The organism is Anaerocolumna sp., from assembly GCF_032079385.1.
In the GTDB taxonomy this organism is placed as follows: domain Bacteria; phylum Bacillota; class Clostridia; order Lachnospirales; family Lachnospiraceae; genus Anaerocolumna.
Genome location: NZ_DAMAUC010000003.1, coordinates 57,923 through 73,615, shown reverse-complemented (window position 1 = coordinate 73,615; position 15,693 = coordinate 57,923). Strand labels below are relative to the sequence as shown.

Below are 15,693 nucleotides of genomic sequence, written 5' to 3'. Positions count from 1 at the left end.
ATCCGAAAAAAGAGCAAGAAAAAAGACCGATCAGGAAAGTAACTTCCAATCGGCATCTTTTCTTACTCCTCTTCATTTTTACACTCAATCTCGGTTCCGTCCAAGAACCTCACCAACAACATCCCATCCTCAAACACCTTGATGCAATCCAAGGTCTTCAACACGAAATCCGTATCCACCTTCATCAAGTTTCCTGTCTCCTCCGTATACTCTATGAACTTCTTTGCCCGGTACACCTTCTGCAAATCCTCACCCTGCATCTGCTTCCCCCACTTCCGCAAGATATATTCCTTATTCTCCAAAATCCCATTCCATGCCATAACAAACACTTTTTCCAGTGTACTCTCTTCCACATGCCGATTCGCACACCCCATGACCCCCTTCACCTTATACCGCTCACTGCATTGCCAGATTTTCCGTATTTCTCCGGTACTGCTCCACCACCCTTTACGGGAAAAAACCTTATTACACTCCCCGCAGATAATCTTCGAAGCAAACGGATTCTTCTCCGTATTATTAGAATAAGACTTGATCCCATGCTCCTCCAGATATCGCTTCCGCCGTTCAATCTCCAGCTGCACACACTCCCAAATCAATATATACAATATCTGCATGCAGTTCTAATTTCTTAAAATCCTCATCAGAAATACAAATATCAACTTTTACGTTTTCAATTTCCTTTTCTTTCATAAAATCCAAAAGTTCATCTGTACACTCCGGAAAAAATAATCCTTGCTTATCTCTAAAGTTTTCATTAGGTATCAGCAATATATTTGCTGACCTTATTTCTTTCTCATATTCTTTAGGCATATACTCCTTTTCATAAATAGACGCAAAACTTAATTCTGTATCTACCACATCAATCATTTTTTCAATATCACTTTCGTGCTTCATTCATTTGTCCTCCTATCGCATCATTATGAGATTTCCATTTAAATCAATCTCATAATAAGTCTCATTTTGCTAAATACGACAATTTATTCCTTTCCTGTAAATATTCTCAATGCTCTACCAACCTTATCCGATCTAAAGTTTAGTAATGCATTCATCTCATCATAATATCTACAGAATTTATATAATAATTCTAAGCTGTCAACAATTCTACCAGGTATCCCATCTAAATAATTTTCTCTCATTTTATGAATCTCTTCCTTGGAATACTCAATCATTGGACACTTAGCATCATCAACTAATTTTTTCATGCCTTCATTAGTGAAAAAAATCTCATTCAATTTCTCTGAATTCAAAAAACCACTTCTTGTTGCAAGAGTCAAAAACTCGTACTTGTAGCTAGAAAATGCCCTCATAGCATTCCAGTTTCCGTTTGAATTCAATTCATCAAACTTTTGTGAAATGATTTCTAATTCTGGTATATCTTTAAAACAATAACTTTCAATATTTAGGTCTCTCCACAACCTCTGTTTTTCGTCAACATAGTGAGGAAATTTACTATGAATCCAAAAATCAGCTACTAATTCTTGACAATTAATAACATATTGAAGGTTTGAAGCTATTAAGTTAATGGCGTCTCCAATAGCCTCAGATAAGTCTCTTTGCTTTTGAATAATCTCTTCCATTTTCTTGCGATTTGCTTGTGCTATCGTTCTTCTCATATTACCTCTGAAACTAATGAAATATCCTATAAACACGATTAGTACAAAAACGGTTAAAGGTGATAACAATTTGATATACTCCCAAAAGTCAAAGTCAAGACTGCCGAGACGCTTCAATTCATTTGACACATTACTTAATTCAATCCACCTAAGACTAATAGCAGTTAAGAATAGTGATATTAATGCGGGGAGTTTGATAAGAGAAAAGCATATTCCTAAAATAGTATCCTTAATCGGGGGCCTTCTAATACTATTCCAAACTATCTCGTCTTCATCTGATAAGCCATATCTCCACCATCCAGGTCTCAAAAAAAACGTTAATTTGCCAATACCATAGTTTAATCTAATTCCTAATATAGCTAACCGTATTTTCTTCGCTTTTAATAAACGCTCTGATATCCCATCTAATAGTATACTAACTTCCACAGAAACTTTTTGTACAAGCAAATCCCAAAATAGTAAAATTATAAAAATTTCACCCCAATAGATTAAAAAAAGCCAAATGACTCGTCCCTGAGATATTTCTAGATTCCATTCAGCAACATAGTCCCATATACCAACTGGTGTATACATTTCAATAATAAAAAATACGATACCTGAAGTAATTAAAAGCAAAATCCAGTTAACAAATTTTCTTTTATCCATTTTCCATCCTTAGCATTAAATTCTTATTTATCCCGGGGGTAAAATAAGTTTCCTTTGACTGTTCAGCATCACAAAGAACACACGTCCATTCTTCTCCCAAAATCCCCAAATCGTTTGATTTACCGGGCTTTCCGCTCCAGCAACACGACGGTCTCAACATGCACCGTCCCCGGAAACATATCCACAGCACACACTCTATCCACCCTATATCCTCTTTCTTGTAACACAACAAGATCCCGAACCAAACTAGTTGGCTTGCAAGAAATATATACAATTCGATCCACCCCATAATCAATAATCTTATCCAAAGCCTTAGGATGAATCCCATCTCTTGGCGGATCCAGAACAATCAAATCCGGCTTCTCTTCAATACTATCAATTACCTTTAACACATCTCCTGCTATAAATTCACAGTTATCAAGCTGATTCAACGCCGCATTCTCTCTTGCCGCAACAACCGCTTCTTCAACAATTTCAACGCCAATCACTTTCTTAGCCACAGATGCTAATAATTGAGCTATGGTACCTGTTCCACTATATAAGTCAAAAATTAACTTGTCCTTAGTTTCTCCTACGTATTCTCTAGCTTTGCTGTATAAAACCTCTGCCCCCAGAGAATTGGTTTGAAAGAAAGAAAAAGTTGATATTTTAAACTTTAATCCCAAGATTTCTTCATAAAAATAATCCTGTCCATAGAGGACATCGGTTCTGTCACTTTGAACAACGTCAGCTTGACTGTCATTGCATGTGTGTAAGATTCCAACTAATTTTCCCTCTAAATTAAGTTCCATCAGTTTTTGTTTCCAGGTTTCCAAGGCTTTTTCTTCTGTCAGTTGATTATTATCCCATTGAGTAGAGGTAATAAGGTTAACCAGTATTTCACCTGTCTTTTCTGCTTTTCTAATAAGTAAATGTCTTAAATAACCTATATGGGTCATTTTTTTATAGAAGCCGGTACCTAATTGAGTAAAATACTCTAATGTACAAGTAAGTATTCTATTATAATCATCATTAACAATTTGGCACTCTGATATGGTTACAATGTCATGGAAACTTCCTTTTTTATGAAGTCCTAAGGCTAGCGGCCCATCTTTTACTTCATCACCAAAGGAGAATTCCATTTTGTTTCGATAACCCCATTCCGCCGGGCTTCTTTTTATTCCTTCAAAGAAATAATCAGGACATACAGAATCAATTAATTTTTTTACCTGATTCGATTTTAATTCCAGTTGTTTTTCATAAGGTATGGTCTGATAAGTGCAGCCGCCGCAAGGTCCAAAATGTTTGCATGCCGGAGTTACCGTTTCTATTGGTGATGGTTCAATGATATCGGTTAGTCTGCCTTCACATTTGCTTTTACGAACTTTATTTACAACAAAACAAATCTTTTGCCCTGGTAAGGTATTCTTAACTGCTACTTTTCCATCTTCTATTTCAACTATTCCCTTGTTGGGGAATTCCAGTGTACTTACATAACCTTCATATTCTTTTCCCTTTTTCATTTTGTTTCTCCTTGTACCATAGTTTTAGCAAGGAATTTCTATATAGGTATATTGGATAATACCTTGCCTCTGTTATTACTTTTCTTTTCTATTTTACTATACCAACGGCAAAGTTCTTGGTTAAATAATTTCAGGAACTGATGCCAAGACCATTAAGTAAATTGTATTAAGCGTAATCTATTATAAGCTGTAAACCACATATTTCTAAATTTGATTTCTTAGCTAAGACACTAATAAAAATTATTATACGATACAATCTGTTTATTTGTCCATATGTATATGTTTTATCTTTATAACCTTCTCTCAGTATTTCAATAATTCCGGCATTAGTTTCATCCTTTTAATAATATTTCTAATTGTTGATAATAATAATCCTAAAGGAGGTGTAAATTATGAGAAGCAATAAATATATTAAATTTTTAATGTTAATTTCGTTATCCTGTTTTCTAGGCTTATTTCTTATGGGTTGTTCAAAAGACAAAGGTACTGATGCAGTAGAGGGCAAAACATATACTGGAACGGCTCAGGGATATGAGGGAGAGGTTACCGTTAAGGTCACTGTTGCAGATGACGGAACTATTAATGCAATTGATGTCGATGCTCCAGATGAGACAAAAGAAGTTGGTGGCGCTGCAGCTCCAAAGGTTGCTAAATCAATCATATCGAAACAAAGTTTAGCAGTTGATACCGTATCAGGTGCAACCATAACCAGTAATGCTGTAATATCAGCTACAGAAGCTGCACTAAAAGACGCTGGAATAGATACAGAAGCTTTAAAGAAATAATAACCAGGAAATACCGCCCCATACTGCTGTCATTCTGAGCTAAAGTCAGAATTTTTTAAATGATTTTTATTTAAAATAAGTCTTAACTGAATTACACTCAGAATGACATATTTTTATCAAGGTTGTTATGCATTTTATTTCTAAAATTAACATAACTTTTTAATAGAAAGATATCATTTTCTACTCGATCTTTTCTTCCTAATATATACTGTATTTTCAAGATGACGAATTTTTTCAAATATCGTTTTTAAATCTGCATTTCTGTAGTCTTAGAATGTGTAGCTCTTTTTCCTCACTCCACTTTGTTTTCTCAAAATTTTAACCCCTATATTCTCAAAGGCATATCCATATTCTAAGATTTACAAACAGTTCTATCTCTAAAAATTTAATTTCTCAATATTATATTTCCATCCACAACCGATATTTTATTTTACAATTTTTTATATTCTTTTAATTATTTTTTCTAGAAAAATGCTTTACTTTAAAACTTTATCGTGTTAAAATATAGGTAGAATTTTACCATATACCTTATGGTTATTCGTACCGATCACATAACAGGAGATGAGGAGATTTAAATTATGAGTAAAAACATAAGAACGGATTCTGTAGACTATTTATTTGACGCAATTTTAAGTTTAAAAGATAAAGAAGAATGCTACACCTTCTTTGAGGATATTTGTACCGTCAATGAATTGTTATCCTTATCACAACGTTTTGAAGTTGCCCGTATGCTTCGCAATCACAAAACTTATTTAGAAATCGCGGAACAAACCGGCGCATCTACAGCTACCATCAGCAGAGTAAATCGTTCTTTAAACTATGGTAATGATGGCTATGATATGGTTTTTTCAAGAATGAATGATAAACCTGGAAATGAAGAATAGCATATATTTAATTAAACGGCAAGCCACTAAAAAGGGAATACGTAATTACATACAATAGTATTTATTGTATTTTGTCAACCAAAACAGGCTATTGAAACAAGACTCTTCTCTCAGAATGCAGGTAGAGACTGTTTTCAATAGCCTTTTTATATTTACTTCTATTTTTGCAGTTCTTATTTGTATTACATTAAAATGCTTTTTACTATTATACTAATATTTTATTAGTATTAAATCATATTATTATTATTTAGTCCCAAAGTTTATTATGAGACCGCTTCAAATTCAGTGTTTTGGAACTTTTGAGCCTTAATTATTTTATAAAATCCATGAAACGCTGTCAAGGCAAGGGGTTCAGCCTTGACTGTGGTTCATGGATTTTGTGTATTATCATTAAGCTCAAAATGGAGTATTCTGTAAAACGAGTTTACACGAAATAAGAAACGGAGCCTTTATTATCAAGCTTTATTACAGTATTTCAAATCTTATTTCACTTTTTCAAGCCTACATTAGATTTTTCCAATCTTACTTCACTTTTTCATCAAGTCTTATTTCAGATTTTTCAAATCCCACTACATTTTTACACCAGCTCTTTCAAGTCTTTCTTCTCTTTTCTTGATTTTTATTCCACTTTTCTGCAGCCCTACTACATTTTTTCTCCAAACATTATTGCAACTTATCCCAGACCATCTTACAATTTATCTCCCCTTACAATTTCCTCTACTCTTTCTTCTTCTCCTCTTTAGTTTTATCCGCTAAAGTCCCATCAATAATTTTCTCAATCATCTGCTTCTTAATATATACATCAAAACTTAACATACATATAAAAGAAAAAGTATTCAAAAACTCTCTGTCTTCCCCTGGCTGTGCATCTGAAAAGGATTCTCTGGATTTGTTATACTTTCTTATAACATCTTTAACCAAAGCATCTATTTGCTCATTCTGGTTCTTAAATACTTCTTTGTAGATTGTTTCCAGTCCAATGTCTGCCTTTTCATCATAATACTTTTCAGTAAGAGGGGTAAGAATACTTTGAATGTCATTAATAGATAGAATATTCTTAAAGTAATATATAAATATCAATAAAAGCATATGCTCTTTTGAATATTTTTTCTTATTGGGTGAAGGCAACAAATTGTTTTTTGTATAATTGTTGATCATTGTTTTGGTAAGCAGTTTATCTTCACTATAACGTTTGGAAGCCTGAAGATGCTCATCCATAAATGTAGTTACCTGATCCATATATAAGTCAATATTAGGAATTTCATCCGGATTAATATAATCTAATTTTTTAAAGCATTCAAATATGCTTTTTAAGTATTCGTCATTGTTATTTTCCATGAAAATCACCTCTTTATGTCATTATATAGTATTTAAAACTAGATGTAAACTAAATTCGTTTTTAAAATCATAAATACAAGAGTACTCGCCTTTCTGTCTTTCATGGTATCATCCTTTTTCCTTTCTAACATATAATAAAAATGGAGGTGAATTCATTGAGTCCTGAAGAATTAGTCATTTTTATTTCCACGGTTTCCATCGCCATAGCAAAAGATAAATCAGAAGAAGAACTGAATGTGCTGGCATCTGTTTTTTCACAGATTGGCGATACTTTGGCAACCATTGCAGCGCAACGTGATATTTTAGAAGCCGCAAATAGGGGTGATAGTGATAATGATGATTCCACTTATAATAAGGTTGAATGAACTTTATTTTCGTGCTATAATTAAACATATGTTTGCAGTAAATATAGATACATAGATGATTCTGGGCAAGTCGAAACTTCTCAGAATTCGGAGGAAATTATGAGTATATACGATACCTTGAATAAAGAACAGCGAAGGGCAGTGGAGCACGATAAAGGTCCATTGCTTATTTTAGCCGGAGCAGGCTCAGGAAAGACAAGAGTTTTAACCCATAGAATAGCTTATTTAATGGAACACAGAGATGTAAACCCTTGGAATATACTGGCTCTTACCTTTACGAATAAGGCCGCTAGCGAGATGCGGGAACGTGTGGACAAAATTGTAGGATATGGTTCCGAGAATATCTGGGTAAGTACCTTTCACTCCACCTGTGTTCGTATTTTAAGACGTTGGATTGACCTGATTGGTTATGATAGAAGCTTTACCATCTATGACAGCGATGACCAAAAATCTTTAATGAAAGAAGTATGTAAGCATTTAGATATTGATACAAAGAATCTGAAAGAGCGTACTCTTCTATCTGTTATATCTTCTGCAAAAGATGAATTGATTTCACCGGAAGAATATGAATTAAGGGCAGTTGGGGATTTTACAAAGAAAAAGTTTGCGGAAGCTTATAAAGAATACCAAAAACGTTTAAAGAATAATAATGCTTTGGATTTTGATGATTTAATCTATAAAACCGTGGAATTATTTCAAAGCAGCAAAGAAGCCTTAACCTATTATCAAAAACGCTTCCAATATATTATGGTTGACGAGTATCAGGATACCAATACTGCCCAGTTTAAATTAATCAGTCTTCTGGCAAATGGAATAAATGACGAGGGATTACGGGAACATAACTTATGTGTGGTAGGTGATGATGACCAGTCCATCTATAAGTTTAGGGGTGCCAATATTTATAATATCCTGAACTTTGAAAAAGAATATCAATCTGCCAAAGTGATTAAACTGGAGCAGAATTATCGTTCTACCAAACGTATTCTGGAAGCCGCCAATGAGGTAATCAGTAATAATATGGGCAGAAAGGACAAGTCCTTATGGACGGATAATGAGGACGGGGACGCTATTTCTTTCACCCAATTTGACCGCGATTATGAAGAAGCGGAGCATATTGTAAATGAAATTGCTCATATGGTTTCTGAGGATAAGGCTGCCTATAATGAATTTGCCATACTATATAGAACCAATGCACAGTCCCGTGCATTTGAAGAAAAATTAGTGTTAAGAAATGTACCTTACAAAATTATCGGAAGTATTAATTTCTATTCCAGAAAAGAAATCAAAGATTTACTGGCTTACTTAAAAACCATAGACAATGGTTTGGACAGTATTGCAGTAAAGAGAATTATTAATGTTCCAAAACGAGGAATTGGGTTAGCCACTTTAGATAAAGTAGACGATTATGCACAGAGGAACGATCTTAGCTTTTATGAAGCCTTAAAACAAGCGGATTATATTTCTTCTTTGGGCAGAATGGCTTCTAAAATCTCACCCTTTGTAAGCTTAATTGAAATATTGAAATCAAAACTTTCTTCTACGGAATATTCACTTACTGATTTATTTGATGAAATCTTAGAGGCTACTGGCTATATCGAAGATCTGGAAAGTCAGAATATAGACGATGCAGAAGATCGTATTGAGAATATCGGTGAGTTAAAAAGTAAAATTGTTGCTTATGTAGAGAACACCCCGGAAGAACCAACTCTTAGCGGTTTTCTGGAAGAAGTTGCTTTAGTATCCGATATTGATAATTTAAATGAAGATAACAATCAGGTTGTACTTATGACTTTACATAGTGCAAAAGGTTTGGAATTCCCTTATGTTTACTTATGCGGTATGGAGGAAGGTATTTTCCCAAGTTATATGTCCATTCATGCTGATGATCCGGAATCCGAAATTGAGGAAGAACGAAGACTATGTTATGTAGGTATTACCCGTGCCATGAAACGCCTGGCACTTAGTGCAGCCTCCATACGAATGGTTCGGGGTGATACGCAGTTTAACAGACCTTCCAGATTCATAAACGAAATACCAAGATATTTACTTACAATGGAGCGAAATCCCTTTAAGTCTGATTCTATGAGAAGTAATTCATTTACCAGTTTAAATAGTGGAGTAAATGATAGATTAAGACCTGCAGGAGTTACACCCTCTAATCGATTTCAATCACAAACCGGTAACAATGCCAAGGCTTCATCTAACAATCATTTAGGCTCTACCTTATTTGACAAACCATATATTACTACTGTTCCAAAAGATATTCCGGGCAAGAATATGGGTACCTTAGATTATGGTGTTGGTGATACCGTGGAACATATTAAATTCGGTACCGGTACCGTAACAAATATCAATGCCGGTGGAAAAGACTATGAAGTAACTGTAAATTTTGAAAATAATGGAATAAAAAAGATGCTAGCTTCTTTTGCAAAACTAAAAAAAGTATAAAATATGTAAGAATTCTTTCATTTTCCAGAAAATCTATAGTAAAAAACATGTTATTGTGGTATAATAAAAAAGAATTCATTTACTACGAAAGGACGTGTTTGTATGAATAATAAATTTGAAGAATTGTTAAACGCAGCTAAACTTGGTGAACTACTTCATAAAAAAGAGAAGAAAAAAGACACCAATACTTTACTGGTTATTCTAGCTGTAATAGGTGCAGTTGCTGCAGTTGCGGGAATTGCTTATGCAGTATACAGATACTTAACACCAGATTATCTGGAAGACTTTGATGACGATTTTGATGATGACTTCGATGATGATTTCATTGATAACGATGACGAAATGACAGGTGAAACGAAAGCAAGTTCAACTACTGAAGATTCTGAATCAGATGAGAAATAATAAAAGTTTAGCAAAGTTTATAAGCAATGATATATATAAAGTGGCTTTTACCAATAGGCAAAGCCACTTTATTTTATGGGAAAAATTATATCGCAAGGAAGTTTAGCCATGCGTATTATGTCTCCCAATGTTCTAATTCACTTTATTTATCTAATTTTAATTTCTATTTCTTATAAGCATTTTCAGCAAATTCCCTTGTTATCAAATCTTTATAAGGTACTTTAGCTGATAATTCTCCTGCTTCTCCTAATATATTCTGTAATAAATCAAGACTTTCTTCTTCAAAAATCACATTGTCTTTCCATGTATCCTGATCATAATACCTCTTTACAATGGCAGTAACGGTCTTTAGATCTGTTTCCGGGAATTGAGGTGCAATAACTTTTGCAATTTCTTCCGGAGTATGTGTTTGTACATAATCCATGCCTTTTTGAATGGCATTGGTGAACTTCTGAATAATTTCAGGGTTTTTCTCAATATAACTCTTCCTTGCAGCATAAGCAGTATAAGGAACTTTACCGCTTTCTACACCAAGAGAAGCCACAACTTTACCAGCACCTTCTTTTTCAATAGCGTTAGCACTTGGTTCGAATTCGATGGTATAATCACCAGTACCTGCAATAAATGCCTGTGAAGTTAAACCAAAATCAACATTTTGAACAATTGTTAAATCTGTCTTGGGATCCATTCCCTGTTTTTTCAAAATGTACTCAAATACCATTTGTGGCATACCCCCGGCTCTTCCGCCAATAACCGTTTTTCCTTTTATATTCTCCCATGAGAACTCTTCGTTAATATCTCTGGATACTAAAAAGTTACCTGCACGCTGAGTCAGTTGGGCAAAGTTAACCACATAATCTTCTGCGCCTTCATTGTAAACATAGATGGAGGCCTCCGCTCCCATAAATCCCACATCTGCCTCACCTGATAATACCGCTGTCATAGTTTTGTCGGCTCCAAGTCCATTTACCAGTTTAACATCCAGGCCTTCCCCTTTAAAATATCCTAATTCGATTGCTACGTACTGAGGTGCATAAAACATAGAATGTGCTACTTCATTTAATTGTACCTTTATTAAGTCACTATCCTTTTTACATGCACTTAATCCAGTAATTAATATAAATACAAGCATCATGAGAGCAACTATTCTGAATTTCTTCATTGTAATCCTCCTTGAGGTAAAGAAACAATATATATTAATATATTTAGGGCTATATGATTTGTGCTTGTATTAGTTATACTTACTTATGTTTTATGTAAGAACTTCTATTTTACTAAGTACCACACGTAAGCAGGTAGATTTTTGCTTTACTTTCTTAACGAATGGACAGGCAAGTACGGTAGCTCTCGGAAGATTCAGTTCGGTAAAAACACGAGGAGGTTTAGTATGATTAGTATAGGTATTGATGCATCAAAGGGAAAAAGTACCGTATGTTATGTGACGTTGTATACGAAAGCTCTCATAAGCCAATCTTCTATACTTTCTCCTAGAATTAAATCTTCCTCGATACCACTAAATGCATTAATATCTAGTGCCCAACACCATCGTAAAACTTAGATCCTTGAATAAATATTCTAATTGCCCCCAAAAACAATATAACAGTAATTATCAATTGAAGCATCACCCATTTAACATCCCAACAAAACATACCCTTGACAAATCTAAGTGATGGGTAGTATGACATAAATCCCAAAGGAATCACAAACGTAAAGACAATTCGTAAAATTGGATTGTATATACTTAATGGATATTTGGAGTAATCTTTGATTTTAAGCATAAAATCCATAATCACCGAAGGGTCTCTCACCCAGAATCCAAAAGAAGCACAAATAGTCATTATCGAAGTTATAATAATTGCAGAACTAATTAGTAAAATACATAACAACATAACTCCAGACCAAGTCCACTTAAGATTTAATTCACACGAAGATGTGATAAGAAGAAATGCGCCAATGACAAATTGAAAGATAGACTTAATATCTATGGTTTCCGACACATAAGAGAACAAAATGTTCAATGGTCGAAAATAGAACTTTGTGAAATCACCATTAATTAAGTATGCTTTCAAATTGAACATGTTACCAAAGAATACATGAAAAAAAGACGATGCCATTACCATAAAACCATACATAAAGACCAGCTCATAATAGTTCCACTCTCCAATCTGTTTTACCTGAAAGAAGATTACTGAGTAAAATGCTAAACTTAATATATTCTCAAAGAAAATTCCGAACATACTAATTAAAAAATCCGTCTTGTATTCCATTCGAGCCTTCACATATCTCGATGCCAAAATCATATAAATTTTCACATAATATCTTAACCGTTTCATTTTATAAAATTCTTCCTTTCCATTCTCATCCTCCATTGATTGTAAGTACTTTCTCAGATATCTTGAAGAATAGTTGCGAAACTAGTACTAAAACTATAGCCCAAGTTAGCTGCACCAATAGAGCAAATATCACATCAATTCCTATGTTTGGCTCAAATAATATACTAATAGGAACATCAATAATGCAACGAAAAGGAAGCCACTGAAGTAGAGACTGCATTGTTTCCGGAAATAAACGCAATGGAATCAGTCCACCTGAAAAGAAAGAAATAAGTGTATTTTTCAGTATAATAATTCCCCATAAAGATTCGGTAAAAAAAGCTATGGTTCCAACAATATACTCCATGCAGAAATTAATTGCAAATGCTAACAAAAGAGATAATAGGAAAAAAACAAAATTCATGTATATGCCTAGATGTCTGATCCTAAGAACTACTAAGACCACTGGCATCACTACCAATAGGAATATAACACACACATTTCCTATTGCCTCAAAGAAAAATTGAAGTTGTACTGGCAGTGGCTTTGTGTAATAGCTAATGATACTACCATTGACTACTCTCATAGACATTTTCCAATCTGTACGTGAATTGAATAAATGGGTTAAAACTGTAGAAATACACATATAGGTATAGGTCTGAAGAAACGTAAGCCCTGAAATAGTTATCTTGTCATTGTAGATACTTCTCCAAACAAAATAGAGCAAACATAAATATATTGAATTAAATAATATGCTAGTAATTATCTTAAAGCGATATTTAAAAGAAGTCTTGACTCCAGCCAAGATTAAAACTGTATACTTTTTCATAATAGATTACCTTCATAAATTTGCTTAATAATATCCTCAATTTTTGTATCTGAAATACTAATATCTTCGATCTGAATGGCATGTGTGATTTTCGCGAAAACATTATTGAGGTCCACTCTATCATTCTGGTATACGAGTTCTACTTTGCGTTTGGATTTAGATGCAATCCTAATCGAATCTTGATTCAGCTTCGCCTCCAGCTCCGTTAAAGTTGCTTCTTTGATTGGTTCTTTTGCGATCACTTCAATGACTCGATGATTGGCATCCATAAGTTTCTTCATCTTCCCAATCGAATCATCAAAGATGAGGGCCCCATGATCAATAATCACAATTCGCTCGCACAATGCTTCAATGTCGCTGATATCGTGTGTTGTAAGAATCACCGTAACTCCATTCTCTAGGTTCATCCTCTTAATAATATTTCTAATCTTTGTTTTAATTGAAATATCTAGACCTATGGTTGGTTCGTCTAAAAAAATAATTTTTGGATTGTACAAAAGGATCGCCACTAATTCACATAACATCTTTTGCCCTAATGATAAATGACGTACCGATTTGTCATAAAGTTCAGATATCTGTACTTCGTCGTCAAAAATCTCCATGTTTTTGCGATAAGTTTCATCACTTAACTCATACATCTCCTTCATAACTTTAAACGAATCTTCTACTGATAGATCCCACCATAACTGACTACGTTGCCCCATGACTACCCCAATTTCCTTTACATACTTAACACGATTCTTGTACGGTTTAAATCCATTAACACAGATTTCCCCTTCAGTAGGTATAAGAACTCCAGTTAGCATCTTTATCATGGTGGATTTCCCTGCTCCATTAGGTCCAATAAATCCTACAATTTCTCCTTTTTCTACCTGCAGACTTACTTGGTTGACTGCTTTAATAATAGAATAATTGTTGGAAAATAAATCCTTAATAAAACCAAATCTGCCTTTCTTACGGTTTAATGTCTTGAATTCTTTACATACTTTCTTTAAGCAAATCATCGGTTCCATTGTAATATTCTCTCCTAATATAGTGTATTTGTAAGCAACTTCTTTAAAGCCTCCGGTAACCCTGCTGCTTTATCGGTATCTTTTCTGAGCGCAGAATATAACTCATTCGATTCAACCATATTAAAATTTTTTATCCCATATAGATTCACATATAGATAGCAAGGTATACAATATGTTATTGAATTGCCTAAAAGAAAGGGCTCTAACCATTTGCAGGCAAATAATTTTTTATTATTTTATATTACTCCATTTTGACTCATCTATAATATTACGCCCTAACAACGGTCTCCACCATTGTTCATTTTTAATATACCAATCAACGGTTTTTTCTATTCCAACATCAAAAGAAGTTCGCGGTTCCCAGTTTAATTCATTTTTTATTTTAGTATGATCTAATAAATATCTTGCATCATGAGATGGCCTAGATTCAATATATGTTATATAGCTTTCGTCTTTATTGAATCTCGTTAATAAATAATCTGCAATCTCTTTAATACTTTTTTCACAACCACTGCCTATATTATAACTTTCACCAACTTTTCCATTGATTAGAATTCTATCAATAGCTTCACAATGATCTTCAAATGCTTCGACATTTTTTTCTTTTTCTACACGAGCGTCTTTTTTTCCCATTCGAGGTCTCCTATCTATGCAGGGTTAATATCATTTTCCAATATCTCTTTATACCTACATGCCCAATAATTTGATTTTATACTGTCTCCAATCATCTTATAACAATATTCCAAATGTGCGAATATGTTAGTGTAAGAAGATAATAAAAGACACTGAAAAACATAAGGGTTCGCTATTTCTCCATTTTTAAATACAATTGGTTCAAGCAGATAAGGATTTAAACTAATTGCCTTATTAAAATAAGAAAGTGCTATTACAGGATCATTTTCTTGCAATAGAGATCCAATGTTTAACAATGGGTAAATGTCACTTGGATTATGCTGTAATGCATATTGGCAAAATTTATAAGCATCATTAATATTACTTTCATCTAATGAAATTTGTGCTAAAACCGAATAAGCCCTGTCTATGGTTTCTAAATTATTGGTTATTACGTGCTCCACATTTTTTTTTGCATTTTTTATTTCGCCTTGTAATAAATAAAGCTGCGAAAGATACAAATAGGCATAACTTAAACCTTTATAATCAAATTTATTATGTAGTAATAAAATAATGTCATTAAATATTTGAATTGCATTTTTATAATCACCTATTGCTACATATTCGCATCCCAAAAAATTCATATACATTGAACGGCTATGTAAATCCACACCTGGAGTGTTACTAATTTGTTTTTCAAGCCCTCGGATGTATATACCTCGTTTTTTTTGAGTTCTTCCGGAATATAACATATCCAAATGGTGAATAGAACAATGTAATCCTGGACATTTTCCGCCAAGTTTATTAGCAGATTGACCAAGAGATGAATGAATTCTTGATCCATCATATTTAATACACAAATTAGTTCGCACAAGTCTACTTGGAGTATGTATTTCTACAAACCTTCCTTTACCCATATATTGATACCACTGTAATCGAAAATGA

16 protein-coding genes and 1 pseudogene are annotated in these 15,693 nt (G+C 33.6%); 5 read left to right on the top strand and 12 right to left on the bottom strand.

Going from position 1 to position 15,693, the window contains the following annotated elements:
• Positions 1–62: 62 nt before the first annotated feature.
• From RT261_RS03620 to rlmD, 5 genes and pseudogenes are all read right to left on the bottom strand, one after another.
• A complete protein-coding gene (locus RT261_RS03620) occupies positions 63–320 on the bottom strand; it encodes a hypothetical protein (RefSeq protein ID WP_313129918.1) in 258 nt (85 codons plus the stop codon).
• Positions 321–323: 3 nt separating this feature from the next.
• Positions 324–614: pseudogene (locus tag RT261_RS20980) on the bottom strand (zinc ribbon domain-containing protein); the annotation flags it as partial.
• A complete protein-coding gene (locus RT261_RS03610; protein WP_313129474.1) occupies positions 565–894 on the bottom strand; it encodes a hypothetical protein in 330 nt (109 codons plus the stop codon). The pseudogene RT261_RS20980 and the gene RT261_RS03610, both read right to left, overlap by 50 nt.
• An 83-nt stretch (positions 895–977) precedes the next feature.
• Positions 978–2,258: a hypothetical protein gene (locus RT261_RS03605; RefSeq protein WP_313129472.1), complete on the bottom strand. Its 1,281-nt coding sequence runs from the start codon at positions 2,256–2,258 to the stop codon at positions 978–980.
• Between the two features lie 119 nt (positions 2,259–2,377).
• Positions 2,378–3,760 carry a 23S rRNA (uracil(1939)-C(5))-methyltransferase RlmD gene (gene rlmD / locus RT261_RS03600; RefSeq protein WP_313129469.1) on the bottom strand — a complete coding sequence of 461 codons (1,383 nt, stop codon included), beginning with the start codon at positions 3,758–3,760 and terminating at the stop codon, positions 2,378–2,380.
• 392 nt (positions 3,761–4,152) lie between these two features.
• Between rlmD and RT261_RS03595 the strand changes: the two genes are divergently transcribed.
• Together RT261_RS03595 and RT261_RS03590 are read left to right on the top strand one after the other, a co-directional pair.
• Positions 4,153–4,545, top strand: coding sequence for an FMN-binding protein (locus RT261_RS03595; RefSeq protein WP_313129465.1), 393 nt, complete (start codon positions 4,153–4,155; stop codon positions 4,543–4,545).
• A gap of 578 nt (positions 4,546–5,123) precedes the next feature.
• Positions 5,124–5,429 carry a YerC/YecD family TrpR-related protein gene (locus tag RT261_RS03590; protein WP_313129463.1) on the top strand — a complete coding sequence of 102 codons (306 nt, stop codon included), beginning with the start codon at positions 5,124–5,126 and terminating at the stop codon, positions 5,427–5,429.
• Positions 5,430–6,146: 717 nt separating this feature from the next.
• Here the strand turns inward: RT261_RS03590 and RT261_RS03585 are convergent.
• Positions 6,147–6,767 carry a DUF1836 domain-containing protein gene (locus RT261_RS03585; protein ID WP_313129461.1) on the bottom strand — a complete coding sequence of 207 codons (621 nt, stop codon included), beginning with the start codon at positions 6,765–6,767 and terminating at the stop codon, positions 6,147–6,149.
• Positions 6,768–6,907: 140 nt separating this feature from the next.
• Between RT261_RS03585 and RT261_RS03580 the strand changes: the two genes are divergently transcribed.
• The 3 genes from RT261_RS03580 (at position 6,908) to RT261_RS03570 (ending at position 9,982) form a co-directional block, all read left to right on the top strand.
• Positions 6,908–7,132: a DUF6774 domain-containing protein gene (locus RT261_RS03580; RefSeq protein ID WP_313129459.1), complete on the top strand. Its 225-nt coding sequence runs from the start codon at positions 6,908–6,910 to the stop codon at positions 7,130–7,132.
• Positions 7,133–7,231: 99 nt separating this feature from the next.
• Positions 7,232–9,580, top strand: a complete 2,349-nt coding sequence (gene pcrA, locus RT261_RS03575) for a DNA helicase PcrA (RefSeq protein ID WP_313129457.1) — start codon at positions 7,232–7,234, stop codon at positions 9,578–9,580.
• Between the two features lie 102 nt (positions 9,581–9,682).
• Positions 9,683–9,982, top strand: coding sequence for a DUF4366 domain-containing protein (locus RT261_RS03570; RefSeq protein ID WP_313129455.1), 300 nt, complete (start codon positions 9,683–9,685; stop codon positions 9,980–9,982).
• 163 nt (positions 9,983–10,145) lie between these two features.
• On the opposite strand, the gene RT261_RS03565 is transcribed toward RT261_RS03570, so the two are convergent.
• From RT261_RS03565 to RT261_RS03540, 6 genes are all read right to left on the bottom strand, one after another.
• The gene (locus tag RT261_RS03565; protein WP_313129454.1) at positions 10,146–11,144 is read right to left on the bottom strand and encodes an ABC transporter substrate-binding protein; all 999 of its coding nucleotides are present in this window, start codon (positions 11,142–11,144) and stop codon (positions 10,146–10,148) included.
• A gap of 367 nt (positions 11,145–11,511) precedes the next feature.
• On the bottom strand, positions 11,512–12,315 hold the full coding sequence (locus tag RT261_RS03560; protein ID WP_313129451.1) for an ABC transporter permease: 804 nt from the start codon (positions 12,313–12,315) through the stop codon (positions 11,512–11,514).
• 25 nt (positions 12,316–12,340) lie between these two features.
• The gene (locus tag RT261_RS03555) at positions 12,341–13,123 is read right to left on the bottom strand and encodes an ABC transporter permease (protein WP_313129449.1); all 783 of its coding nucleotides are present in this window, start codon (positions 13,121–13,123) and stop codon (positions 12,341–12,343) included.
• Positions 13,120–14,136: an ABC transporter ATP-binding protein gene (locus RT261_RS03550; RefSeq protein WP_313129447.1), complete on the bottom strand. Its 1,017-nt coding sequence runs from the start codon at positions 14,134–14,136 to the stop codon at positions 13,120–13,122. Before RT261_RS03550 ends, RT261_RS03555 begins: the two co-directional genes overlap by 4 nt.
• A 231-nt stretch (positions 14,137–14,367) precedes the next feature.
• On the bottom strand, positions 14,368–14,769 hold the full coding sequence (locus RT261_RS03545; protein ID WP_313129445.1) for a GDP-mannose 4,6-dehydratase: 402 nt from the start codon (positions 14,767–14,769) through the stop codon (positions 14,368–14,370).
• 14 nt (positions 14,770–14,783) lie between these two features.
• Positions 14,784–15,693 (bottom strand): tetratricopeptide repeat protein (locus tag RT261_RS03540; RefSeq protein ID WP_313129442.1); only part of this gene is annotated, 910 nt, incomplete at its 5' end.